A 24,768-nucleotide genomic window follows, 5' to 3' on the forward strand; every position below is an offset into this window, starting at 1 on the left:
AAGCAATGAATTTTGTAGGCCGGGTAAGGCAAAGCCGCCACCCGGCTAGTCAGGCCGCACTCCACGCCACAATAAATTCCGCAATCCCATCCACATCATTTAAATTCAGTACCGGAACCTCAAGCGGCAACATAACATCACTGGCGACGGCAATCACATGCTCATCAAGCGTTAATTCGCTGACATCATGCCCGGCGTCGCTTCTGAACAGCAGGATCTTTGGCACGGTCTCATGCTTAAACCCCTCAACCAGCACCAGATCCAGCGTAGAATGATCCATTCGACTCACCAGGTACGCGAGCTCCAGAGGCGGTTCATCCGGCGTTTCTGTCATTAATGCCCAGCGCTGAGAACTTGCCACCATCGTTTGCGCTGCACCCGCTTTACGCAACTCATAGCTATCTTTGCCCGGTTTATCGACATCCATATTATGGTGGGTGTGCTTAATCAGTCCGGGGCGGATACCTCTGGCACACAGCGCGGGAATGAGCTTTTTTAACAACGTGGTTTTCCCGGTGCCACTCCAGGCGGAAATAGCCAGAACAGGTCTCATCTTTTCTCCTGCATCATCTGCAACTCTTCACACGTATTCACGTTCACAAACGCTGCTTTCACATCGCTAAAATCAACGGAATGGCCGCCAGACTCGCGCATAAAGACCATCACTCTGCGTTCGCCTGCCGTGAGGTACTCCTGCAGGGCAGGTGCGAGCGATCGGTGCATCAATGCAATAGCAGGATGGTCACGCTCCCCGTCGTGTACCCAAACCACGGGTGCTGTACCACGAAGCCCGAACAGCCGCTCGACAAGACAGGACGGAATAAAGGGCGTATCGCAGGGGCAGAAGATAAACCACTCGCCCTGAGACTGTTGCATAACGGAAAGCATACCGGCCAGCGGTCCCGGATAATCTTTCAGGTTATCCGGGTAAACGGCATACCCGCTGCGCTGGTAAGTGTCGATATGCCTGTTCGCACTGATGACCATTGTTGTTACCTGGTCTGCGAGTGTATCTGCGACACATTGCCATAGAGGTTTGCCGTTCAGACATTGTAACCCCTTATCTTTCCCACCCATTCGTGTCGCCCGACCGCCAGCCAGAACGACCCCAATGATTTCCTGGTTAAGATTCACGAATATCGCCTCTTTTATTGTGGGATTGACCCTGCTAACGTGTCACTCTAAATGAAAGGAGCACCACCATGAAATGTAAACGTCTGAATGAAGTTATTGAACTCCTCCAGCCCGCCTGGCAAAAAGAGCCAGAGCTGAATCTGATGCAATTTTTACAGAAACTGGCGAAAGAGTCAGGTTTTGACGGCGAACTGGCAGACCTTTCTGACGACATCCTGATCTATCATCTTAAAATGCGTGACTCTGCCAAAGATGCTGTTATTCCTGGTATTCAGAAAGATTATGAGGAAGATTTTAAGACTGCGCTGTTGCGCGCCCGAGGCGTAATTAAAGAGTAAAAGCTTGTAAGCGGCGGCACCGAAATCGCCACAAGATGATATCCTGAATCATTCGTATAATTTCCGGATGATCGGATGAACGACCAGGCTTTTACTTTCCAGACATTACACCCGGACACCATTATGGATGCCCTGTTTGAACAGGGCATTCGGGTGGATTCCGGGCTAACACCGTTAAACAGCTACGAAAACCGCGTCTATCAATTCCAGGACGAGGATCGTCAGCGCTTCGTCGTAAAATTCTATCGTCCTGAACGCTGGTCCGCAGAACAGATTCAGGAAGAGCATCAGTTTGCCCACGATCTGCTGGATGACGATGTCCCCGTTGCCGCACCGCTAAAATTCAATAACCAAACGCTCCTGACGCACGAAGGGTTTTATTACGCGGTATTCCCGAGTCTGGGCGGTCGTCAGTTTGAAGCGGATAATATCGATCAGATGGAGTGGGTGGCTCGCTATCTGGGACGCATACATCAGACGGGGCGTAAAAAAGCCTTTATTGCCCGCCCGACTATCGGCATTCAGGAATACCTTCTTGAACCACGTGGCATATTCGAAACATCAGCCATGATCCCCACTGCGCTAAAGGATGATTTCCTCAACGCTACCGATAAGCTTATTGCTGCGGTGAAAACCTACTGGCGTGACGATATTTCCGTCCTGCGTCTGCATGGCGATTGTCACGCCGGAAATATTCTCTGGCGCGATGGCCCGCTCTTTGTCGATCTTGATGATGCGCGTATGGGGCCAGCGGTTCAGGACCTGTGGATGCTGCTCAATGGCGACAAAGCCGAGCAACGCATGCAGCTTGAAACCATTATTGAAGCCTATGAAGAATTTAGCCCATTTAATTCAGACGAAATTGCCCTGATTGAGCCTTTACGTGCTATGCGTTTTGTTTATTATCTCGCATGGTTAATCAGGCGTTGGGACGATCCCGCATTTCCTCGAAATTTCCCGTGGCTTACCGGAGAGGATTACTGGCGTAGCCAGATATCTACATTTACTGAGCAGGTCAAGGTTCTTCAGGAGCCCCCTCTGCAATTAACGCCGATGTATTAATTGGACACACCCAGGAGAGAGTTAATCATGAAAAAAATTTGGCTGGCGCTGGCAGGTATGATTCTGGCATTTAGCGCTTCTGCTGCGCAGTTTACCGACGGCAAACAGTACATCACGCTGGACAAACCGGTCGCTGGCGAGCCACAGGTTCTGGAGTTCTTCTCGTTCTATTGCCCACACTGCTATCAGTTTGAGCAGGTGCTGCATGTATCTGACAACGTGAAGAAAAAACTGCCGGAAGGCACCAAAATGACCAAGTACCACGTTGAGTTCCTGGGTCCATTGGGCAAAGACCTGACTCAGGCATGGGCGGTGGCTATGGCATTGGGCGTGGAAGATAAGATCACGTCGCCAATGTTTGAAGCCGTACAGAAAACCCAGACCGTTCAGACCACTGCGGATATCCGTAAAGTTTTCGTTGATGCTGGCGTGAAAGGTGAAGAGTACGATGCAGCATGGAACAGCTTCGTAGTGAAATCACTGGTTGCCCAGCAGGAAAAAGCGGCGGCTGACCTCCAGCTTCAGGGCGTTCCGGCGATGTTTGTTAACGGCAAATATCAGCTGAACATGCAGGGTATGGACACCAGCAGCATGGATATCTTCGTACAGCAGTATGCAGATACCGTGAAATACCTGGTTGAGAAGAAGTAATCTCACTGATGTAAAAACGCCGGTCACTGACCGGCGTTTTTGTATGAAGATTTTATAATGTCTATCTGTTCGTCTTTCTCTTTCCAGAGCGTATTAAGCCACTGCTGGAAACGACGTTTGAAATTCTTATCGTTTACGTAGTCACCGTGCAGTTCAGCGTCTATCGGCACCAGCTCAACACGGACAACAATGCGCGTCAGTTTGCCGCTGAGCATATCGAAGAACGGCGTCTTATCGTTTTCCGGATAGCAGAGCGTGACGTTCAGCAGTTTATCGAACTGTGCGCCCAGCACATTCAGCGCCATCGCTATGCCCGCGGCCTTTGGCGGCAGCAGGTTCTGATAAGGGGAGCGCGTTTGCTGGCGCTTCTCTTGTGTAAACCGGGAGCCTTCAACGAAGTTTACGATGGTGGTGGGATGCGCGCGAAATTTTTCACAGGAACGGCGTGTTGTCTCCACGTCCTTACCGCGACGTTCTGGATGACGAATCAAATAGCTGCGCGAATAGCGTTTCATAAACGGCATATCGAGCGCCCAGCAGGCCAGTCCGATAAAAGGCACCCACGCGAGCTGCTGTTTCAGGAAGTATTTGTTCATGGGGATGTGCTTGCGGAAAAGCACACACAACACCACGATATCAGCCCAACTGTGATGATTACAGATCAGCAGATACCAGTTCTTTTTATTAAGGTTTTCCAGCCCTTCGACGTCCCACTTCAGATGCGGGTTCAGGCGCAGCAGGATCGCCAGACCTTCGCACCAGCAGTACATCATGAAGTTACAAAATGCGGATACGGCTCGCCACACCACAGGGACAGGCAGCAGCAGTTTAATGATCCCGGCGATAATGATCGGCACAGAGCAGGCGATAGTCACCAGGATAGTTAAAATGATGCTTAACAGTAAAGTTATTGCAGCGAGCAATCTCGACATGATGAGTCTTTTCAAGTAATTAGCTTTAAATGAGCGGCCGGCTATTTGGCGCTGGGCGCTGATTTTACCAGAAAACAGACAAAGTAATGGCGCTTTCATGTCAGGAGTGGGCCGCTTTTACCCTGGCGCAGAAGATTTCTCTATGATTCTTCGCTTATCAAGGCTTATATCCACATAGACTAAATTGTCATCAGTTGGCTCTATAGATAGGATCCAACACACTAACAATATGATTATTAAGATCTAAATATCATCCCATATGTCTTTTTTGCGTCTGTTATTCATATGAAGTGAAAATATACACAAACTTATCCACAGTTTTATTTTTGCGAGCGATCCTGACGATCGCAAAATCTTTTCCTGTATCTGGCGCTAATACCTGATGTTTTCATCCTTCTGTGGCATCCTTTAGGCATAAATTGATTAAAGGCACGGACATTATGGTTCAGATCCCAGAAAACCCTCTTATTCTCGTCGATGGCTCTTCTTACCTGTATCGGGCGTACCATGCGTTTCCTCCTCTGACCAACAGCGCAGGGGAACCTACCGGCGCAATGTACGGCGTGCTGAATATGCTGCGCAGCCTGATCCTTCAGTATCAGCCAACCCATGCGGCCGTCGTTTTCGATGCGAAAGGTAAAACGTTCCGCGATGAGTTGTTTGAGCATTACAAATCCCACCGTCCGCCAATGCCTGACGATCTGCGTGCGCAGATTGAGCCGCTGCACGCCATGGTGAAAGCGATGGGTCTGCCGCTGCTGGCTGTCTCAGGCGTTGAAGCGGATGACGTCATCGGTACGCTGGCGCGTGAAGCAGAAAAGATGGGCCGTCCGGTACTGATCAGCACCGGTGATAAAGATATGGCGCAGCTGGTGACGCCAGGGATCACCCTGATTAACACCATGACCAACACCATTCTGGGGCCGGAAGAGGTGGTCGCAAAGTATGGCGTGCCGCCAGAGCTGATTATCGATTTCCTCGCGTTGATGGGCGACTCCTCGGATAACATCCCTGGTGTGCCGGGCGTCGGTGAAAAAACGGCACAGGCGCTGCTGCAGGGGCTGGGCGGCCTGGATACGCTCTACGCGGAGTCGGATAAAATCGCCGGGCTCTCCTTCCGTGGGGCAAAAACCATGGCCGGAAAACTGGAAGAGAACAAAGAGGTGGCTTATCTCTCTTATCAGCTGGCGACCATCAAAACCGATGTCGAACTGGAACTGGGCTGTGAACAGCTGGAGGTACAACAGCCTTCCGCTGACGCGCTGCTGAGCCTGTTTAAGAAATACGAATTTAAACGCTGGACCACTGACGTGGAAGCCGGTAAATGGCTGCAGGCAAAAGGGGCCAAACCTGCTGCAAAGCCGAAGGAAACCATTGTTATTGATGCCGAAGAGCAGGCGGAAGAAGAAGCCGTGGCGCTTTCCTTCGACAACTATGAAACCATTCTTGAAGAATCGCAGCTTATCGCCTGGATTGAGAAACTGAAAAAGGCACCTGTCTTCGCTTTTGATACCGAAACGGACAGTCTCGATAACATCTCTGCCAATATGGTGGGCCTCTCCTTTGCGACAGAGCCGGGTGTTGCGGCCTATGTTCCTGTGGCGCATGATTATCTGGATGCGCCGGAGCAAATCTCGCGCGACCGTGTGCTTGAGTTGCTGAAGCCAATCCTGGAGGACGAAAAGGCGCTGAAGGTCGGGCAGAACCTCAAGTATGACCGCGGCATTTTGCAAAACTACGGCATTGAACTGCGTGGAATTGCCTTTGACACTATGCTCGAATCCTACATTCTGGATAGCGTCGCGGGCCGCCACGATATGGATTCCCTCTCTGACCGCTGGCTTAAGCACAAAACCATCACGTTTGAAGAGATTGCTGGTAAAGGGAAAAATCAGCTTACCTTTAACCAGATTGCTCTCGAAGAAGCCGGACGCTACGCGGCGGAAGACGCTGATGTCACGCTGCAGCTACACCTGAAGATGTGGCCAAAACTGCAGAAGCATGAAGGGCCGCTGAACGTATTCCAGAACATCGAGATGCCGCTGGTTCCCGTGCTTTCACGCATCGAACGTAACGGTGTCAAAATCGACCCGACGGTACTGCATAACCACTCCGGGGAGCTTGCCCAGCGCCTGACCGAGCTTGAGCAAAAGGCGCATGAGCTTGCCGGTGAGCCGTTTAATCTCTCCTCTCCGAAACAGCTGCAAACCATTCTGTTTGAAAAGCAGGGGATCAAACCGCTGAAGAAAACCCCTGGTGGCGCACCTTCAACTTCAGAAGAGGTTCTGGAAGAGCTGGCGCTGGATTATCCGCTGCCAAAAGTGATTCTGGAGTACCGCGGTCTGGCGAAGCTGAAATCGACCTACACCGATAAGCTGCCGCTGATGATCAACCCGAAAACGGGTCGTGTACACACCTCCTATCATCAGGCTGTCGCGGCAACGGGTCGTCTCTCGTCAACCGATCCAAACCTGCAGAACATCCCGGTACGTAACGAAGAAGGCCGCCGTATTCGCCAGGCCTTCATTGCACCCGATGACTATCTGATTGTTTCTGCGGACTACTCGCAAATTGAGCTGCGTATTATGGCGCACCTGTCCCGTGACAAGGGGCTGTTGACGGCGTTTGCCGAAGGGAAGGATATCCACCGGGCGACCGCGGCGGAAGTCTTCGGTCTGCCACTGGAGAGCGTGACAAACGAACAGCGCCGCAGCGCGAAAGCGATCAACTTCGGGCTGATTTACGGCATGAGTGCATTTGGTCTTTCTCGCCAGCTTAATATCCCGCGCAAAGAGTCGCAGAAGTATATGGATCTCTACTTTGAGCGTTATCCGGGCGTACTGGACTATATGGAACGCACCCGTGCTCAGGCGAAGGAGAAAGGCTACGTTGAAACCCTGGATGGCCGTCGCCTCTATTTACCGGACATCAAATCCAGCAACGCGGCACGCCGTGCGGGCGCAGAACGTGCAGCAATCAACGCCCCGATGCAGGGAACCGCAGCGGACATTATCAAGCGCGCCATGATCGCGGTGGATGCGTGGCTGGAACAGGAGAAGCCACGCGTGAAAATGATCATGCAGGTACACGATGAACTGGTATTCGAAGTGCACAAAGACGATCTTGATACCGTGTCGAAGAAGATCCACGAACTGATGGAAAGCAGCATGACACTTGACGTGCCGTTGCTGGTGGAAGTGGGAAGTGGTGAAAACTGGGATCAGGCTCACTAACGGTTCGGGCAATAACGCGCTTTTTATGTAAGTTAGCAACATAACGATGTGCGTTTTGTGACGATCATTAGAATTCCCTATGTAAAGAATGAAAAAAAACTACAAAAAGTGCTTTTTCTGCAGCAAAAAAAGGGGTAGAGTTAGCGACGTAGGGTACAGAGGTAAGATGTTCTATCTTTCAGACCTTTTACTTCACGTAATCGGATTTGGCTGAATATTTTAGCCGCCCCAGTCAGTAATGACTGGGGCGTTTTTTATTGTGGCAAAGAAAAATTCAGGTAAAAAAAAGCGCGGCCATTGCCGCGCCCGGTATCACTCTTCTTCCGCTTCCGTCGCGGGTTCCAGCTCGCTAAACCAGGTGTCGAGCTTCTGACGCAGCTTGTCCACGCCCTGCTTTTTCAGCGAGGAGAACGGCTCAACCTGTACGTCACCGTTGAAGGCCAGCACCGCTTCGCGAACCATATTCACCTGCGCTTTGCGCGCACCGCTCGCCAGCTTATCCGCTTTTGTCAGCAGCACCAGAACGGCAATATCACTTGCGACAGCCCAGTCGATCATTTGCTGATCGAGGTCTTTCAGCGGGTGGCGAATATCCATCAGCACCACCAGACCCTTCAGGCACATGCGTTTTTCCAGATATTCACCGAGCGCACGCTGCCACTTGATCTTCATCTCTTCCGGTACCTGGGCGTAACCGTAACCCGGTAAGTCGACCAGGCGTTTGCCATCGGCCACTTCAAACAGGTTAATCAGCTGGGTACGGCCAGGTGTTTTTGAGGTACGCGCCAGGTTCTTCTGATTGGTCAGCGTATTCAGTGCGCTGGATTTTCCCGCGTTTGAACGGCCAGCAAAGGCCACTTCGATACCGGTATCAGAAGGCAGGTGGCGAATATCGGGCGCACTGGTGACAAAATGCGTCTGTTGGTAGTTCCAGGTAGTCACGTGGTCGTCTCCAAAAATCGTAATCTGCGGGGGATTATACCTGAATGCGGGCAAAAGACTTTTTTCATTGCACTCCGCCTGTAGGCTTAAGCCCTGGCCGCTGTGAGAGATCGGCTATAAGTACTATGGGAGATTTCAGAGAAATCGCAGGAGTAAAAAAAGACAAACTGTTTTAAATCATAATCTTATTTCCAGGTAATTATCTGAAAATCCGTTTTTGTACCGTTTCGTTGCTTGTTAGTTTAAGCGAACACGGTAAAGTATGCGGCAAGGCGAGGAAGCCAACAGGATAATGACTTAAGGATAAGGGTCAGGAGCGCCAGGAGGCGAAGACGCAGGATTGTCAGGATGACAAACGCCTGGAGGCGTTTTAACAGGAAAGGGAACCGTATCACGGACGGTAGTAGCCAAGGGATAAACAGGGTTTGTTGTTGGCAAACAAGGAATGTCTGACCCGCTAAGGGTTGTGAGTCAGGAAAAAAGGCGACAGATTGCTCTGTCGCCTTTTTTCTTTGCTTGCTTTCTGCTAGATTTCGCCGCAATTCTATACTGAAGAAAACGACTTAAAGATAAAACATCATGAAAAAACCGACCTCCGCAGCGGGCGCTAAACGCCCTGCCAAAGCACGCCGCAAAACGCGCGAAGAACTGAACCAGGAAGCGCGCGATCGCAAACGCGATAAAAAACATCGCGGTCATGCGGCGGGTAGCCGTGCAAACGGTGGCGGTACAGCAGGTGCTTCTGCGAAAAATAAGCCGCAGAAAGATCCACGTATCGGCAGTAAAACTCCCATTCCACTGGGCGTGACAGACACCCCGGTTACTAAGCAGCACAAACCAAAGAGCGAGAAACCTATGCTTTCACCGCAGGCTGAGCTGGATTTGCTGGAGAACGATGAGCGCCTGGACGCGCTGCTGGAACGTCTTGAAGAGGGGGAAACCCTGACTGCGGAAGAGCAGTCATGGGTGGATGCTAAACTGGATCGCATCGACGAGCTGATGCAGAAGCTGGGCCTGTCATACGACGATGACGAAGATGAAGAAGAAGAAAAGCAGGAAGATATGATGCGTCTTCTGAAGGGTGGAAACTAACATTTGCACCCGGCAGGAACGATAGTCCTGCTTATAACCCTTCCGGTTGTATGTTATCTGGTGTGGTTATTCGTTAAACTACGGCGGTTGTCGCGGCGACAAAAGTGGCTGCGCACCCGATTAATGGCCCGCAATGGGGTCAGAACGGGCCGCCGTAAACGAACGCGACACCAACGGAAGGAGTGAGCATGTCTGTACCATCTATCGACTGGGATTTGGCCCTGATCCAGAAATATAACTATTCCGGGCCGCGTTATACGTCCTACCCTACCGCGCTGGAGTTTTCCGACGCCTTCGGCGAGGATGATTTTCAGCAGGCTGTCGCGCGCTATCCTGAGCGTCCGCTGTCGCTCTACGTCCATATTCCGTTCTGCCACAAGCTCTGCTACTTCTGCGGCTGCAATAAAATTGTGACCCGTCAGCAGCACAAAGCCGACCAATACCTTGATGCGCTCGAACAAGAAATTGTGCATCGCGCGCCGCTGTTTGCCGGTCGTCACGTCAGCCAACTTCACTGGGGCGGCGGCACGCCAACCTATCTGAATAAAGCGCAGATCAGCCGTTTGATGACGCTTCTGCGCGGGCACTTCCATTTTAACGATGATGCTGAAATCTCGATCGAGGTCGATCCCCGCGAAATTGCGCTGGATGTGCTGGATCATTTACGCGCCGAAGGCTTCAATCGCCTGAGTATGGGCGTGCAGGACTTCAACAAAGAGGTCCAGCGTCTGGTCAACCGCGAGCAGGACGAAGAATTTATCTTTGCCTTACTCAACCATGCGCGTGACATTGGCTTCACCTCGACCAATATCGATCTGATTTACGGCCTGCCAAAGCAAACGCCGGAAAGCTTCGCCTTCACGCTGAAGCGCGTGTCAGAACTCAACCCGGACCGCCTGAGCGTCTTTAACTATGCGCATCTGCCGACGCTCTTTGCGGCTCAGCGCAAAATCAAAGACGCCGATCTCCCTTCCGCCCAACAGAAGCTGGATATCCTGCAGGAGACCATCACCTCGCTGACCGGGGCCGGCTATCAGTTTATTGGTATGGATCACTTTGCCCGTCCGGATGACGAGCTGGCTATTGCTCAGCGCGACGGGGTACTGCACCGTAACTTCCAGGGCTATACGACCCAGGGCGATACCGATCTGTTGGGGATGGGCGTCTCCGCCATCAGCATGATTGGCGACTGTTACGCGCAGAACCAGAAAGAGCTGAAGCTGTACTATCAGCAGGTGGATGAGACCGGAAACGCGCTGTGGCGCGGTATAGCGTTAACGCGTGACGACTGCATTCGTCGTGATGTGATTAAGGCACTGATCTGCAATTTCCGCCTCGATTTCAGCGATGTTGAGTCGCAGTGGGATCTGCAGTTCAGCGATTATTTTGCAGAGGACCTGAATCTTCTGGCACCGCTGGCGAAAGACGGGCTGGTGGCGGTATCGGAGAGTGCGATTGAGGTCACGCCGAAAGGGCGTCTGTTGATTCGTAACATTTGCATGTGTTTTGACGCCTACCTGCGGCAGAAAGCGCGTTTGCAGCAGTTCTCGCGGGTGATTTAAGCCGCAAAAGCACGAAAGGTAGGCCGGGTAAGGCGTAACCGCCACCCGGCTTTTCATTGACAGCTCGTTAGCTAAACAGCCCAACCAGCGCCGCACACAGCACAGCCGCAACGGCGGTTTGTGGCGTGTGGCTTTCAGCGGCTCCGCTAGAGAGCATATTCACCAATGTTTCCAGCATGATGTTCACCCCCAATTTCCGGGCACGATCATACAAAACTCAATGAAACAGTAAAGCGCAAAATAACGGCAATTTGCGCTCAATTAATAACCTTTACACAAGAGCGGACATTATTCCATACCCAGCTCTTTAAGCTTGCGCGTCAGGGTATTACGTCCCCATCCCAACAGGCGAGCGGCTTCCTGCTTATGGCCCTGGGTATGACGAAGCGCGGTGGTTAACAGCGTACGTTCCATCTCTGGCTGAGCTTCAGAAAGCAGGTTTTGATGACCGGAACGCAGCGCGCGGTCGGCCCACTGTGCCAGCAGCGTCGCCCAGCTGTCCGGCAGCGCGTGCCCGGTACTGCTTTCGGGGGCCGTCGCTTCAAACAGCTCAGCCGGTAAATCCTGAATCAATACTTCCTGCCCGGCGGCCATCACGGTGAGCCAGCGGCAGGTATTTTCCAGCTGACGTACGTTGCCTGGCCACGCCAGACGCGTAAGCGCGGCATCGGTTTCCGGATGAAGCTGTTTGGCCTCCACGCCCAGCTCACGGGCGGCCACCTGCAGGAAATGACGCGCCAGGCGAGGGATATCTTCACGACGTTCACGCAGCGGTGGCAGATGAACGCGAATCACGTTCAGGCGATGGAATAAATCCTCACGGAATTTACCTTCCTGCACCCGCTGCTCCAGGTTCTGGTGGGTCGCGGCAATAATACGCACATCCACCTTCACCGGCGCATAGCCGCCCACGCGATAAAACTGCCCGTCGGCCAGCACGCGCAGCAGGCGGGTCTGGACATCCAGCGGCATATCGCCGATCTCATCCAGGAACAGCGTGCCGCCGTCAGCCTGTTCGAAGCGCCCCTGGCGAATGGTATTCGCACCGGTAAATGCCCCTTTTTCATGGCCGAACAGTTCGGACTCAATCAGGTCCTTCGGGATTGCCGCCATATTCAGGGCAATAAACGGCGCTTTTGCCCGCGGGCTGTGGCGATGTAATGCATGCGCTACAAGCTCTTTACCGGTTCCTGATTCCCCGTTAATCAATACGCTGATGGATGAGCGGGACAAACGGCCAATAATGCGAAACACATCCTGCATCGCCGGCGCTTCGCCGATGATGTCTGTCGTTGGGCCAAAATCGGGCGTATGGCGCGGCTGTTGCTGCTCCTGATAATGGCTAATCGCGCGCTCAACCAGCGCCACGGCTTCGTCGATATCAAACGGTTTGGGCAGGTAATCGAACGCCCCTTGCTGATAGGCGCTCACCGCGGCATCCAGATCGGAGTGTGCCGTCATGATGATGACCGGAAGCATGGGGTGGCGTTGTTTGATCTGCTTTAACAGCGCCAGCCCGTCCATACCCGGCATACGAATATCCGAAAGCAGCACGTCCGGCGTTTTAGTGGTGAGTGCGTCGAGCACTTCACTGCCGCTCTCAAACGTCGTGCAGCTTAATCCTGCCCCTGTGAGCGCGCGTTCAAGCACCCAACGGATGGAGCTATCGTCATCGACTACCCAGACTATCCCTCGTTGCATAAACGTCACCTTTATTTTTTAATCGGCAGGAAAACCGAAAACTCGGTATGTCCCGGCCAACTGGTAAATTCAATTTTTCCAGAGTGTTGGTCGATCAAACTGCGGGCAATGGATAAGCCCAGGCCGGTCCCGCCTTCGCGCCCGCTGACCATCGGGTAGAACAGGGTATCCTGCAGATGCGAGGGAATACCGGGCCCGTTATCCTCAACGTCGATTCGGGCTGCCAGACGGTAGCGCACGCCGTGTAACGTCAGCTGGAAAGCGGTGCGGGTGCGTAAAACAATCTCGCCCCCTTCCGGCCCCAGCGCCTGCAGCGCATTGCGCACAATGTTCAACAGGACCTGTTCTATCTGGTCCGGGTCATGCGCCAGTTCCGGCAGGCTTGGGTCGTAATCACGCACCAGCGTGACGTTCTCCGGCAGCTCCATAGAGACGAGTTTCACCACCCGTTCAGCCACTTTATGGATGCTTTCTGTGACATGCATTCCCGGCTGTTGCGGCCCGAGAAGACGATCAACCAGATTACGCAGACGGTCTGCCTGCTCAATGATGACGTTGGTGTACTCCGCCAGCGCAGGGTCGGGCAGCGCCTTGGTCAGAAGCTGCGCTGCGCCGCGTAACCCACCCAGCGGGTTTTTGATTTCATGCGCCAGGCCCCGTACCAGATCGCGGGCGGCAATTTGCTGCGCATGCTGAAGCTGTTCCTGGCTCAGTCGACGCTGATTATCCATCGGCGCCATTTCCAGCAGGATCAATCCTTCAGGAAGACGTTGCGCGGTAAGCGACAAAATATGCGAGCGCCCGTCGATCACCAGCGTTACTTCGTTATCGGTGAACCCCTGGCCCGCCTGCAAACTTTCCTGCATCAGGCCAATATTCAGTGAAAAATAGCTCAGGAGTTCCGGAAGCGGGGTGCCAAACAGTTTACGCGCGCTTTGGGCAAGCAGCTGCTGCGCCGCCGGGTTGGCGTAATGCACGGCCAGCTCGTCATCGACCAGCAAAATGCTGTTAATCAAAGAATTGAGGATCTGCCCAGCATCGGGCAGCGTGCCAGTTGCCATTCAGCAGTCTCCTGGAGTTGTTTGCACTAATTTAGTGCAGTATAGCGTTTTCGGCGTAAAAAGCGCGTGAGATCAGGTTGTTGGTGGAGAAAAAAGCCCATCCGGAGATGGGCTAAAAGTTTCCACGGCAACTACTCCCGGCGCTTGTCACGCCGGGTAAAACAACTTAATTAAACGCTGTAGTACAGTTCGAACTCAACCGGATGCGGAGTCATGCGCACGCGGTCGTTCTCTTCGGTACGCAGGGCGATGTAAGCATCGATAGCGTCGTCAGTGAATACGCCACCTGCAGTCAGGAACTCGCGGTCTGCGTCCAGCGCCTGCAGGGCTTCTTCCAGAGAGCCAGCAACCTGTGGGATCTCTTTCGCTTCTTCTGGCGGCAGGTCGTACAGGTTTTTGTCCATCGCTTCGCCTGGGTGGATCTTGTTCTTGATACCGTCCAGACCCGCCATCAGCAGTGCTGCGAAGCACAGGTATGGGTTAGCCGCTGGATCCGGGAAGCGAACTTCGATACGACGCGCTTTAGGAGACGCCACCACCGGTATACGGATAGAAGCAGAACGGTTACGCGCAGAGTAAGCCAGCATCACTGGCGCTTCGTAGCCCGGGACCAGACGCTTGTAGGAGTTAGTGGTTGGGTTCGCCAGGGCGTTGATCGCTTTAGCATGCTTGATTACGCCGCCAATGTAGTACAGCGCCTGCTCAGACAGACCGGCATACTTGTCGCCAGAGAACAGGTTGGTACCGTTCTTGGACAGAGACATGTGGCAGTGCATACCGGAACCGTTATCGCCAAACATCGGTTTTGGCATAAAGGTCGCGGTTTTACCGAAACGGTGCGCAACGTTGTGCACAACGTATTTGTAGATCTGAATTTCGTCCGCTTTTTTGGTCATGGTGTTGAAACGGGTAGCCACTTCGTTCTGACCAGCAGTTGCCACTTCGTGGTGGTGCGCTTCAACAACCAGGCCCATCTCTTCCATCACCAGACACATGGTGGAACGAATGTCCTGTGCAGAGTCGACCGGAGGAACCGGGAAATAGCCGCCTTTCACGCCAGGACGGTGACCTTTGTTACCACCTTCGTATTTGGTGGAAGAGTTCCATGCGCCTTCGATGTCATCGATAGCAACGTGGGAACCAGAAATAGACGCGCCGAAACGGATGTCATCGAACAGGAAGAATTCTGGCTCTGGCCCGAACAGAACGGTGTCTGCGATGCCGGTAGAACGCAGGTACTCTTCAGCGCGTTTCGCGATAGAACGTGGGTCGCGGTCGTAGCCCTGCAGGGTGCCTGGCTCGAGGATGTCGCAACGGATAATCAGAGTAGGTTCTTCGAAGAACGGATCAATGACCGCAGTGGTTGCATCTGGCATCAGAACCATGTCGGATTCGTTAATGCCTTTCCAGCCACCAATGGAGGAGCCGTCAAACATTTTGCCTTCTTCGAAGAATTCGGCGTTCACCTGATGAGCAGGGATTGTGACGTGCTGTTCTTTACCTTTGGTATCGGTGAAGCGCAGATCAACAAACTTCACTTCATGTTCGTTCAGCATCGTCAAAACGTGTTCAGCGGACATACTTAACTCTCCAGATTGGTCATTGTCGTCGTGGTAACGAGGTCTTCAGTTTCTGTTTGTACTGGCTGTTGCCATGTATTTTTTATAAAGCGAAATCTGTGCCAACTTTTAAAACACCCCAAAAAGGCGTTATCATGCGCACCATAGTGCAAAAGGGCTGCACCACAATGGTTATGTTGCACCAGTATAGTGCTTCAGTGTGAACACCGAGCACCATATTGGTGCAATTTTCGTTAAAGTGCCCTTTTTCGCTCCGTGAAAGCGATCACAAAGCATCTCTGCGATACTTGTTTGCGGAGGATGTTTGTGATCCTGTTTTGTAGTGCGATTAATCCGTGTACAATAACGCGCTATTTCTAATGCCTGAGGCAAAGTTGTGATCGAAAATTTGCGTAACATCGCCATCATCGCGCACGTTGACCATGGTAAAACTACCCTGGTTGATAAGCTGCTGCAGCAATCCGGTACGTTTGATGCGCGTGCCGAAACTCAAGAGCGTGTGATGGACTCCAACGATTTGGAGAAAGAGCGTGGGATTACCATCCTCGCGAAAAACACCGCTATTAAATGGAATGACTACCGTATCAACATCGTTGATACCCCAGGGCACGCCGACTTCGGTGGTGAAGTTGAGCGCGTGATGTCCATGGTGGATTCCGTGCTGCTGGTGGTTGACGCCTTTGACGGCCCTATGCCGCAAACGCGCTTCGTGACCAAAAAAGCATTTGCCCATGGCCTGAAACCTATTGTTGTTATCAACAAGGTTGACCGTCCTGGCGCACGTCCTGACTGGGTTGTTGATCAGGTATTCGACCTGTTCGTTAACCTCGACGCGACCGACGAACAGCTGGACTTCCCTATCATTTACGCTTCGGCGCTGAATGGTATCGCGGGTCTGGATCACGAAGATATGGCGGAAGACATGACCCCGCTGTATCAGGCGATTGTCGATCACGTACCGGCACCGGATGTTGATCTGGATGGTCCACTGCAGATGCAGATCTCCCAGCTGGACTACAACAACTACGTTGGCGTCATCGGTATCGGCCGTATCAAACGCGGTAAAGTGAAGCCAAACCAGCAGGTTACTATCATCGATAGCGAAGGCAAAACCCGTAACGGTAAAGTCGGCAAAGTGCTGACTCACCTGGGTCTGGAGCGTATCGACAGCGATCTGGCTGAAGCGGGCGACATCATCGCTATCACCGGTCTGGGCGAGCTGAACATCTCTGACACCATCTGCGATCCGCAGAACGTGGAAGCGCTGCCAGCCCTGTCTGTTGATGAACCCACCGTTACCATGTTCTTCAACGTCAACACCTCTCCGTTCTGTGGTAAAGAAGGTAAATTCGTTACCTCTCGTCAGATCCTTGACCGCCTGAACAAAGAGCTGGTGCACAACGTTGCGCTGCGCGTTGAAGAAACCGAAGACGCTGATGCATTCCGCGTTTCTGGCCGTGGTGAGCTGCACCTGTCTGTTCTGATCGAAAACATGCGTCGTGAAGGTTTCGAAATGGCGGTTTCCCGTCCGAAAGTTATCTTCCGCGAAATCGACGGCCGTAAACAAGAGCCGTTCGAAAACGTGACGCTGGACGTTGAAGAGCAGCACCAGGGTTCTGTGATGCAGGCGCTGGGTGAGCGTAAAGGCGACCTGAAAAACATGAATCCAGATGGCAAAGGCCGCGTACGTCTCGACTACGTGATCCCAAGCCGTGGCCTGATCGGCTTCCGTTCTGAGTTCATGACCATGACCTCTGGTACCGGTCTGCTGTACTCTACCTTCAGCCACTACGACGACGTGCGTCCGGGTGAAGTGGGCCAGCGTAACAACGGCGTACTGATCTCCAACGGTCAGGGTAAAGCGGTTGCGTTTGCGCTGTTCGGTCTGCAGGATCGCGGTAAGCTGTTCCTGGGCCACGGTGCTGAAGTCTATGAAGGCCAGATCATCGGTATTCACAGTCGTTCAAACGACCTGACCGTAAACTGCCTGACCGGTAAGAAACTGACCAACATGCGTGCGTCCGGTACTGACGAAGCAACGGTTCTGGTTCCACCGATCAAGATGACCCTGGAGCAGGCTCTGGAATTCATCGACGACGACGAACTGGTAGAAGTGACGCCACTGTCTATCCGTATCCGTAAACGTCACCTGACCGAGAACGATCGTAAACGTGCTATGCGCGGTGCGAAAGAAGAGTAATTTACTCCTCTCTGGTCAACAAAACCCCGTCCTTGTGGCGGGGTTTTTCTTTTTCTACCCGGCGTGGACTTCATAGCCAAACCTTATCTTTCCCGCTACAGTTACTTTTCCACGGCGAGCAGGAGATAAACATGCTTTATATCTTTGATTTAGGAAACGTAATCGTCGATATCGATTTCAATCGGGTGCTGGGCGCATGGAGCGATTTTAGCCGTGTTCCGCTGGCGACGTTAAAGCAGAATTTCACAATGGGCGAGACCTTCCACCAGCATGAACGCGGTGAGATCAGCGATGAAGAATTCGCGGAACGTTTCTGCCAGGAGATGGATCTCCCGTTAAGCTATGAGCAGTTTTCCCACGGCTGGCAGGCGGTTTTTGTCGCCATACGGCCCGAGGTGATCGACATCATGCATAAATTACGCGAGCAGGGCCACCGGGTGGTTGTGCTGTCGAATACCAACCGCCTGCACACCACGTTCTGGCCTGAGGAATACCCTGAGGTTAAGGCCGCCGCAGACAAAATCTACCTCTCTCAGGAGATGGGGATGCGTAAACCTGAAGCGCGAATTTATCAGGCTGTTCTCCAGGCGGAAGGATTTACCGCGGCCGATGCGGTCTTTTTCGACGACAATGCCGATAATATAGAGGGAGCTAACCAGTTGGGTATCACGTCTGTTCTGGTGACCGGAAAAGAGACGATACCAAACTACTTTGCGAAGCAGTTATGCTAAAAACCGTTCATCAAAAAGCCACGCACCATACTCGCCCGCTCAGGGCCTGGCTGAAACTGCTCTGGCACCGCATTGATGAGGACAACATGACCACGCTGGCAGGTAACCTCGCCTACGTGTCGTTGCTGTCGTTAGTGCCGCTGGTGGCGGTTATCTTTGCTCTGTTTTCCGCTTTTCCGATGTTTGCCGACGTGAGCCTGCAGCTTCGCCATTTTGTCTTCGCCAATTTCATTCCCGCAACCGGGGATGTCATACAGAACTACATTGAGCAGTTTGTGGCTAACTCCAGCAAGATGACGGCAGTGGGGGCGTGTGGCCTTATCGTGACGGCGCTGTTGTTGATGTACGCCATTGATAACGCGCTGAACACTATCTGGCGGAGTAAAAAGACACGGCCAAAGGTGTATTCCTTTGCCGTGTACTGGATGATCCTTACGCTTGGGCCGTTGCTGGCCGGGGCGAGTCTGGCGATCAGTTCGTATCTGCTTTCACTGCGTTGGGCCAGCGATCTCAACGGCGCCATCGATAACGTGTTGCGTATCTTCCCGCTGATTTTATCGTGGCTCTCTTTCTGGCTGCTCTACAGCGTGGTGCCGACCACGCGCGTGCCGAACCGTGATGCGGTTGTTGGCGCGCTGGTGGCAGCGGTACTCTTCGAACTGGGCAAAAAGGGTTTTGCCCTTTACATCACCATGTTTCCCTCCTATCAGCTGATTTACGGCGTACTGGCGGTGATCCCAATTTTGTTTGTCTGGGTTTACTGGACCTGGTGTATCGTCTTGCTTGGTGCGGAAATAACTGTCACTCTCGGCGTATACCGCGAACTTAAAAAAGCAGCAGAAGCTGAAAAACAACAAGAAGCAGACCAACCATGATTGCATTGATACAGCGCGTAACCCGTGCCAGCGTCACCGTGGAGGGAGAGGTGACGGGTGAAATTGGCCCAGGACTTTTGGTGTTGTTAGGTGTCGAAAAGGATGATGACGAACAAAAAGCCAACCGCTTATGTGAGCGCGTGCTGGGCTACCGTATTTTCAGCGATGCGGAAGGCAAGATGAACCTGAACGTCCAGCAGGCGGGCGGCAGCGTGCTGGTGGTTTCCCAGTTTACGCTGGCCGCCGATACCGAGCGCGGCATGCGCCCGAGTTTCTCTAAAGGCGCCGCGCCGGATCGTGCAGAAGCACTTTATGAATACTTTGTTGAGCGTTGTCGCCAGCAGGAAATGAATACGCAAACCGGACGATTCGCTGCAGATATGCAGGTTTCGCTGGTGAACGATGGCCCCGTCACATTCTGGCTCCAGGTATGAGCCAGCTGGCGGCGTGGCCGCGGGTAACAAGAGAGAGTACAGCTATGTATCACCTTCGAGTACCGCAAACGGAAGAAGAGTTAGAAGCTTATTACCAGTTCCGCTGGGAAATGCTGCGCAAGCCATTACATCAGCCTAAAGGGTCTGAACGTGACGCCTGGGACGCGATGGCCCACCATCAGATGGTAATGGACGAAGAGGGGAACCTCGTCGCCGTCGGGCGTTTGTATATCAACGCCGATAATGAAGCCTCTATTCGCTTTATGGCGGTTCATCCCTCCGTTCAGGACAAAGGTCTGGGAACGCTGATGGCGATGACCCTGGAGTCCGTCGCCCGCCAGGAAGGCGTTAAGCGCGTCACCTGTAGCGCCCGTGAAGATGCTGTCGAGTTCTTTGCCAAGCTCGGTTTTGTGAATCAGGGGGAGATCACGACCCCGCAAACCACGCCGATTCGCCACTTTTTGATGATTAAACCTATCGCCACGCTGGATGATATTCTCCACCGCGCCGACTGGTGCGGACAGCTCCAGCAGGCCTGGTATCAGCACATTCCGCTCAGTGAAAAAATGGGCGTGCGTATTCAGCAGTACACCGGGCAAAAATTCATTACCACCATGCCGGAAACCGGCAATCAGAACCCGCACCACACGCTGTTTGCCGGCAGCCTGTTTTCGCTCGCCACGCTCACCGGCTGGGGGCTTATCTGGCTAATGCTGCGCGAGCGCCATCTGGGCGGCACGATCATTCTTGCCGATGCGCACATCCGTTATAGCGCTCCGATAAGCGGCAAGCCAAGCGCCGTGGCCGATCTGGGTTCACTGGGTGGCGATCTGGACCGTCTGGCACGCGGTCGCAAGGCCCGCGTACAGATGCAGGTTGAACTGTTTGGCGATAAAACACCGGGCGCGGTGTTTGAAGGCACCTATATCGTTCTTCCGGCGAAGCCTTTTGGCGCATATGAAGAGGGTGGGAACGAGGAGGAGTAATTTCTCCAGCGTTATCGCCGGGCGGAGCTTATCCGCCAGGCGATGTCCCGCATAACGTCTCGCGCTGACGGGCTGATGCCGCCAAGCTGGAAGAAGCCGTGGATGACACCCAGCCAATGCTGCGCTGTGCACATAACGCCTTGTTCTGTCATATGTTGATAAAGCGCCTGACCTTCGTCGCATAGCGGATCGTACTCGGCGGTAATAATATGTACCGGCGGCAGGCCGTTGAAATCATCCCGCCAGAGTGGGCTGGCTTCAGGGTCCCGGCGGTCTGTCTCTGCCAGGTACATGTCATAACCACTCAGCAGCGTATCGCGCGTGATAACGTAGTCCTGCCCATTATGGGTATAGCTTGCAAAGCTGGCTGTAGCGTCGAGCATAGGGTAGATGAGGATAAGCTGGGCCGGATTCCACTGTGTTTTAGCCTTGAGCCGCAGCGCGGTGACCAGCGCCAGATGGCCGCCTGCACTGTCACCACAAAGCGTGATGCGGTTTTTATCCACGCCTACTTTTTCTGCATGTTGCCAGACAAGATTCGCCGCTCTCTCTGCATCGTCATGCGCTGCGGGGAAGGTATGCTCCGGTGCCAGCCTGTACTGAACCGCAATCACACGACACTGACCGTAATACGCCAGCTGGCGGAGCTGATTGTCATGGGTTGCAAACCCACCGCTGACAAAACAACCGCCATGGTAGTAGAGGGCACAAGGTAACGTTTCAGAGACATTGAGAGGCGAAAATACCCGAAAGGTAAGACAATCAATGACAAGCGTTTCAACCTGCACGCGGGTTTCGGTCTCGCCGGCAAGTACAGTGCTGGCTACATATCCGGCTCTCCGGTCATCAATACTCTGCTTACGCGCGCAAGGTCGGCCTGCAGCGATAAAATCCTGCACAAGCTTATCAATATCCTTTTCCAGTGCCATGGTGATGTCCTTTTGCTGTATGTATATACAGATTTATAGCCTGATTTAGTGTAGATGAAAACAGCGAAATCTGAGGATGCGAACGATATGGAAAGCGGCTCGCAAAATTGGTTACTCTCGAAAAAATGCCCTTTAACCCTAAATTGATAAGGTGTATTTTGCCTGAAAATTAACCGCAGATGATATACTAAGGTGATATATGAGTGTTTTGGCGGAACTGGATATGGGCAGAATACTGATCGATTTATCTGATGACGTGATTCAACGGCTGGATAACCTCAAGCAACTGCGAAATCAGCCGCGCGCTGAGCTGCTACGGGAGGCGATAGAGCTGTATCTCGACCAGCAAAGTTCGTCTGTTATCCGCGCTGCGCTTGGCTTGTGGGGAGACAAGAAAGAAGACGGGCTGGAGTATGAACGTAAGCTGCGTGAGGAGTGGTGATCATGAATAATATGGCCGTGTTTGATACCAATATTCTCATTGATCTCTTCAACAACCGTGTCGAAGCCGCGGATGCGATTGATCATGCCGCGTCACATCGAGCCATTAGCTTAATTACCTGGATGGAGGTGATGGTGGGCGCACGCAAGCATGGTCATGAAGCGAAAACGGCAGCCGTGATGGGCGCTTTCGAAATTATTGATGTGTCTCGGGATATCGCGGAAAGAAGCGTTTTACTGCGTGAAAAGCATGGAATGAGACTGCCTGATGCCATCATTCTGGCCACAGCCCAGAGCAGAAAATGTCCGTTGATTTCTCGAAATACGAAAGATTTTTCGGGTATTGATGAGGTCGTTACGCCTTATCAACTGTAGGCCGGGCAAGCACGCGCCGCCCGGCACTGTCACAGGGAATTACTCCCCTTCACCCGGGAACAGGAACGGGTTGATAGAGCTGCGGGCAAAACCCTCCTGCTCCATTTTCGCATCCAGGATTAGCGAGGCGAGATCGTCAGCGACCGCTTCAACTTTCGGGTCTTTTTCCTGATACAGAATCTTGAGATAGGTCCCGCAGTCACCGCAGCTTTCGGCTTTCACCGCCGCGTCTTCATTTTCCAGCGACCAGTAGTTCAGATCGCGGGTCTGCTCGCAGTTGCTGCATTTCACACGCACCACATGCCACTCGGTTTCACACAGATTGCAGTGCAGGTAACGTAGCCCCTGGGTGGTGCCAATTTGTACCATGCTTGAGACCGGCATGGAGCCACACACCGGGCAGAACTGACGCGCTTCACCGTATTCGGCGCGTGCTTTGCCGGGGATCAGGCTTGCCATTTGCGCCCAGTAAAGCGACAGCGCAGCCCAGATGAACGGCGCTTTATCGCTGCTGACCTGTGAGAAGTCGGACGCGAACAGCGCGCTTGCCATCTCTTCCAGCTCCTGCTCGGACGCTTTCTCCAGATTCTCGATGACCGCCAGCGCGGTACCGCTCATCTCGGGCTTCAGCTCGGCAATCAGCGAATGCAGCAGCTTATGCCAGTGCTTGTCGCGCGGCAGGACGTGGATATCGAGCGGCGGCTTGCCCTGCGCGTTGGCTTCTTTGATGCGCGCGGTCAGATCCATTTGCAGCGGATGGTCGTACAGCACCACTTCCTGCGCATGGGCAACCAGCGCGGCAAAACGCAGAAAATCGCCCAGCGGGTTGTTCTCTGCCAGCTCGCGCAGACGCTCTGCGCGGCGGTTATAGAGGTTCTTGAGTCTGGGGAATAACAACGGCGGAATATATTCCGCCGTGCGTTTCTCGCTCGACCCCAGCTCATCTTGCGGGATTATGCGAATACTCATTCAGATGACTTTTCCTGTTTCTGGCGAACTTCTCGGTACCAGCGCGGGTGATGTTTCTTCGCCCACGTGCTGGTTACCCAGCCTTCCACCATCGCGGTAATGGTGCCTTTTACCCAAAGGGCGGCGTAGATATGCACCATGATAACCACAATTAACGCCACTGCGGCAAATGAATGCAGCATCAGCGCGAATCGGATCACCGGGATTGAGAAAGCAGGCGCAAAGTACGGACGCCAGATGATCACGCCGCTGACCAGCAACAGGACCAGGAAGATAATCGCCGCCCAGAATACGCATTTCTGGCCGAAGTTATAACGCCCGGTGTCACCTACTTCCTCGTTGACGACGATCTTACGAATATTCTTCGCCCAAAAGATATCATCCCGATTGATTAGGTTATGGTGCCAGTAGCGGAAAAACATGATGATAAACGAGGCAAACATCACCACACCCACGAACGGGTGAAGGATGCGCGCCAGCTGTGGCGTTCCCAGTACCTGCATCAGCCAGTTGAAGGAGGGGAAGAAGAACCCCAGCCCGCTTATCGCCGCCAGCATGAAGCAGAAGGCGGTGATCCAGTGGTTGATGCGTTCCGGCGCGGTGTAGCGCACGATGGTGTCACGTTTTTTCATTTGCGCACCTCGTCTTTCTCTTCATGCAGGTTGTCGTCTTCCTCTTCCGCGCGGTTCGGCCCGACGCCGACGTAGTGGAAGATGCTCGCTGCGAAGGTGGCAGCAAAACCAACCGCTGCCAGCGGTTTCCAGATGCCTTTCCAGAATTTCACGGTGGCGCTGATCTCCGGGTTCTCCGGCAGGCCGTGATACAGATTCGGCTTGTCGGCGTGATGCAGAACGTACATCACGTGTGTACCGCCAACCCCGGCCGGATCGTACAGGCCTGCGTTGTCGTAACCACGGGTTTTCAGCTCGCCCACGCGCTCTGCCGCCAGCGTTTTCATATCCTCTTTTGAACCAAAGTGGATAGCGCCGGTTGGGCAGGTCTTCACGCAGGCAGGCTCCTGACCGACGTTAACGCGGTCGACGCACAGCGTACATTTGTAGACGCGGTTGTCTTCCGGGTTCAGTCGCGGCACGTTGAACGGACAGCCCGCAATGCAGTAGCCGCAGCCAATGCACTGCTCAGACTGGAAGTCGACGATACCGTTCGCATACTGAATAATAGCCCCTTCTGACGGGCACGCCTTCAGGCAGCCCGGATCCGCGCAGTGCATACAGCCATCTTTGCGGATAAGCCATTCCAGTTTGTCGTTCTGCTCTACTTCAGAGAAACGCATCACCGTCCAGGACTTGGCGGTCAGATCCGCCGGGTTGTCGTACACCCCGACGTTATGACCCACTTCGTCACGGATGTCGTTCCACTCCGAGCACGCCACCTGACAGGCTTTACAGCCAATACAGGTGGTCACGTCGATGAGCTTAGCCACTTCCTGCTGGTGGTCCCGCGCCTGAGGCGCGGGCGTGAAACTGTTAGTCGCGGAACGACGGATAATGTCCTGAGATTGATAAGCCATAAGTCGTCT

At 53.3% G+C, this 24,768-nt stretch carries 25 protein-coding genes; 13 read left to right on the plus strand and 12 right to left on the minus strand.

The features are described 5' to 3' along the window. Nucleotides 1-49: 49 nt before the first annotated feature. On the minus strand, nt 50-553 hold the full coding sequence (gene mobB / locus EKN83_RS14665) for a molybdopterin-guanine dinucleotide biosynthesis protein MobB (RefSeq protein ID WP_126801210.1): 504 nt from the start codon (nt 551-553) through the stop codon (nt 50-52). Beyond that, nucleotides 550-1,134, minus strand: a complete 585-nt coding sequence (gene mobA / locus EKN83_RS14670) for a molybdenum cofactor guanylyltransferase MobA (RefSeq protein ID WP_126801211.1) — start codon at nt 1,132-1,134, stop codon at nt 550-552. The genes mobB and mobA overlap by 4 nt, the downstream gene beginning before the upstream one ends. 68 nt (nt 1,135-1,202) lie before the next feature. Between mobA and EKN83_RS14675 the strand changes: the two genes are divergently transcribed. The 3 genes from EKN83_RS14675 to dsbA all read left to right on the plus strand — a co-directional run bounded on the left by EKN83_RS14675 (nt 1,203) and on the right by dsbA (nt 3,185). Further along, on the plus strand, nt 1,203-1,472 hold the full coding sequence (locus EKN83_RS14675; protein WP_003861904.1) for a YihD family protein: 270 nt from the start codon (nt 1,203-1,205) through the stop codon (nt 1,470-1,472). 75 nt (nt 1,473-1,547) lie between these two features. Then, nucleotides 1,548-2,534, plus strand: coding sequence for a serine/threonine protein kinase (locus EKN83_RS14680; protein WP_126801212.1), 987 nt, complete (start codon nt 1,548-1,550; stop codon nt 2,532-2,534). A 27-nt stretch (nt 2,535-2,561) separates the two neighbouring features. Then, on the plus strand, nt 2,562-3,185 hold the full coding sequence (dsbA, locus tag EKN83_RS14685; protein ID WP_045285687.1) for a thiol:disulfide interchange protein DsbA: 624 nt from the start codon (nt 2,562-2,564) through the stop codon (nt 3,183-3,185). Nucleotides 3,186-3,208: 23 nt separating this feature from the next. On the opposite strand, the gene EKN83_RS14690 is transcribed toward dsbA, so the two are convergent. After that, entirely contained in the window at nt 3,209-4,117 is a 909-nt protein-coding gene (locus tag EKN83_RS14690) for an acyltransferase (protein ID WP_126801213.1), read from the minus strand. A 440-nt stretch (nt 4,118-4,557) separates the two neighbouring features. Here EKN83_RS14690 and polA point away from each other — a divergent pair, with 440 nt between their 5' ends. Then, nucleotides 4,558-7,350: a DNA polymerase I gene (gene polA / locus EKN83_RS14700; RefSeq protein WP_025759567.1), complete on the plus strand. Its 2,793-nt coding sequence runs from the start codon at nt 4,558-4,560 to the stop codon at nt 7,348-7,350. Nucleotides 7,351-7,662: 312 nt separating this feature from the next. Here polA and yihA read toward each other — a convergent pair whose 3' ends face one another. Continuing rightward, entirely contained in the window at nt 7,663-8,292 is a 630-nt protein-coding gene (yihA, locus tag EKN83_RS14705) for a ribosome biogenesis GTP-binding protein YihA/YsxC (RefSeq protein WP_045285688.1), read from the minus strand. Between the two features lie 579 nt (nt 8,293-8,871). Here yihA and yihI point away from each other — a divergent pair. Both yihI and hemN read left to right on the plus strand, forming a co-directional pair. Beyond that, the gene (yihI, locus tag EKN83_RS14710; RefSeq protein ID WP_025759565.1) at nt 8,872-9,384 is read left to right on the plus strand and encodes a Der GTPase-activating protein YihI; all 513 of its coding nucleotides are present in this window, start codon (nt 8,872-8,874) and stop codon (nt 9,382-9,384) included. Nucleotides 9,385-9,572: 188 nt separating this feature from the next. Continuing rightward, nucleotides 9,573-10,946 carry an oxygen-independent coproporphyrinogen III oxidase gene (gene hemN / locus EKN83_RS14720; protein WP_025759564.1) on the plus strand — a complete coding sequence of 458 codons (1,374 nt, stop codon included), beginning with the start codon at nt 9,573-9,575 and terminating at the stop codon, nt 10,944-10,946. Between the two features lie 67 nt (nt 10,947-11,013). On the opposite strand, the gene EKN83_RS14725 is transcribed toward hemN, so the two are convergent. The 4 genes from EKN83_RS14725 to glnA all read right to left on the minus strand — a co-directional run bounded on the left by EKN83_RS14725 (nt 11,014) and on the right by glnA (nt 15,288). Continuing rightward, nucleotides 11,014-11,124: a YshB family small membrane protein gene (locus EKN83_RS14725; protein ID WP_032670298.1), complete on the minus strand. Its 111-nt coding sequence runs from the start codon at nt 11,122-11,124 to the stop codon at nt 11,014-11,016. A gap of 110 nt (nt 11,125-11,234) precedes the next feature. After that, entirely contained in the window at nt 11,235-12,647 is a 1,413-nt protein-coding gene (glnG, locus tag EKN83_RS14730) for a nitrogen regulation protein NR(I) (protein ID WP_020883985.1), read from the minus strand. 11 nt (nt 12,648-12,658) lie between these two features. Beyond that, nucleotides 12,659-13,708: a nitrogen regulation protein NR(II) gene (gene glnL / locus EKN83_RS14735; RefSeq protein WP_045285690.1), complete on the minus strand. Its 1,050-nt coding sequence runs from the start codon at nt 13,706-13,708 to the stop codon at nt 12,659-12,661. 170 nt (nt 13,709-13,878) lie between these two features. Then, nucleotides 13,879-15,288 carry a glutamate--ammonia ligase gene (gene glnA, locus EKN83_RS14745; RefSeq protein ID WP_008501856.1) on the minus strand — a complete coding sequence of 470 codons (1,410 nt, stop codon included), beginning with the start codon at nt 15,286-15,288 and terminating at the stop codon, nt 13,879-13,881. Between the two features lie 376 nt (nt 15,289-15,664). Here glnA and typA point away from each other — a divergent pair, with 376 nt between their 5' ends. From typA to fabY, 5 genes are all read left to right on the plus strand, one after another. Continuing rightward, nucleotides 15,665-17,488, plus strand: a complete 1,824-nt coding sequence (typA, locus tag EKN83_RS14750; RefSeq protein WP_008501854.1) for a ribosome-dependent GTPase TypA — start codon at nt 15,665-15,667, stop codon at nt 17,486-17,488. A 131-nt stretch (nt 17,489-17,619) separates the two neighbouring features. After that, the gene (gene yihX, locus EKN83_RS14755; RefSeq protein WP_047959731.1) at nt 17,620-18,219 is read left to right on the plus strand and encodes a glucose-1-phosphatase; all 600 of its coding nucleotides are present in this window, start codon (nt 17,620-17,622) and stop codon (nt 18,217-18,219) included. Then, nucleotides 18,213-19,094 (plus strand): virulence factor BrkB family protein, encoded by an 882-nt coding sequence (locus EKN83_RS14760; protein WP_045285692.1) that lies wholly within the window; start codon nt 18,213-18,215, stop codon nt 19,092-19,094. The genes yihX and EKN83_RS14760 overlap by 7 nt, the downstream gene beginning before the upstream one ends. Beyond that, the gene (gene dtd, locus EKN83_RS14765) at nt 19,091-19,528 is read left to right on the plus strand and encodes a D-aminoacyl-tRNA deacylase (RefSeq protein WP_008501836.1); all 438 of its coding nucleotides are present in this window, start codon (nt 19,091-19,093) and stop codon (nt 19,526-19,528) included. Before EKN83_RS14760 ends, dtd begins: the two co-directional genes overlap by 4 nt. 44 nt (nt 19,529-19,572) lie before the next feature. Continuing rightward, a complete protein-coding gene (gene fabY / locus EKN83_RS14770) occupies nt 19,573-20,514 on the plus strand; it encodes a fatty acid biosynthesis protein FabY (RefSeq protein WP_025759561.1) in 942 nt (313 codons plus the stop codon). A gap of 11 nt (nt 20,515-20,525) precedes the next feature. Here the strand turns inward: fabY and EKN83_RS14775 are convergent, their stop codons facing one another. Beyond that, nucleotides 20,526-21,443 (minus strand): alpha/beta hydrolase, encoded by a 918-nt coding sequence (locus EKN83_RS14775; protein ID WP_126801214.1) that lies wholly within the window; start codon nt 21,441-21,443, stop codon nt 20,526-20,528. A 199-nt stretch (nt 21,444-21,642) separates the two neighbouring features. Here EKN83_RS14775 and EKN83_RS14780 point away from each other — a divergent pair, with 199 nt between their 5' ends. Both EKN83_RS14780 and EKN83_RS14785 read left to right on the plus strand, forming a co-directional pair. Then, nucleotides 21,643-21,885 (plus strand): ribbon-helix-helix domain-containing protein, encoded by a 243-nt coding sequence (locus EKN83_RS14780; protein WP_020686881.1) that lies wholly within the window; start codon nt 21,643-21,645, stop codon nt 21,883-21,885. Between the two features lie 2 nt (nt 21,886-21,887). Continuing rightward, nucleotides 21,888-22,259 (plus strand): type II toxin-antitoxin system VapC family toxin, encoded by a 372-nt coding sequence (locus EKN83_RS14785; protein ID WP_126801215.1) that lies wholly within the window; start codon nt 21,888-21,890, stop codon nt 22,257-22,259. A gap of 39 nt (nt 22,260-22,298) precedes the next feature. On the opposite strand, the gene fdhE is transcribed toward EKN83_RS14785, so the two are convergent. Genes fdhE through fdxH form a run of 3 tightly spaced genes read right to left on the minus strand, consistent with a single transcriptional unit; the run spans nt 22,299 to nt 24,759 of the window. Further along, on the minus strand, nt 22,299-23,228 hold the full coding sequence (gene fdhE / locus EKN83_RS14790) for a formate dehydrogenase accessory protein FdhE (RefSeq protein ID WP_025759557.1): 930 nt from the start codon (nt 23,226-23,228) through the stop codon (nt 22,299-22,301). Continuing rightward, nucleotides 23,225-23,860: a formate dehydrogenase cytochrome b556 subunit gene (gene fdoI / locus EKN83_RS14795; RefSeq protein WP_045285696.1), complete on the minus strand. Its 636-nt coding sequence runs from the start codon at nt 23,858-23,860 to the stop codon at nt 23,225-23,227. Before fdoI ends, fdhE begins: the two co-directional genes overlap by 4 nt. Beyond that, nucleotides 23,857-24,759, minus strand: coding sequence for a formate dehydrogenase subunit beta (gene fdxH / locus EKN83_RS14800; protein WP_025759554.1), 903 nt, complete (start codon nt 24,757-24,759; stop codon nt 23,857-23,859). Before fdxH ends, fdoI begins: the two co-directional genes overlap by 4 nt. Nucleotides 24,760-24,768 lie beyond the last annotated feature (9 nt).

The organism is Enterobacter sp. WCHEn090032, from assembly GCF_003986875.1.
Taxonomy (GTDB): domain Bacteria; phylum Pseudomonadota; class Gammaproteobacteria; order Enterobacterales; family Enterobacteriaceae; genus Enterobacter; species Enterobacter sichuanensis.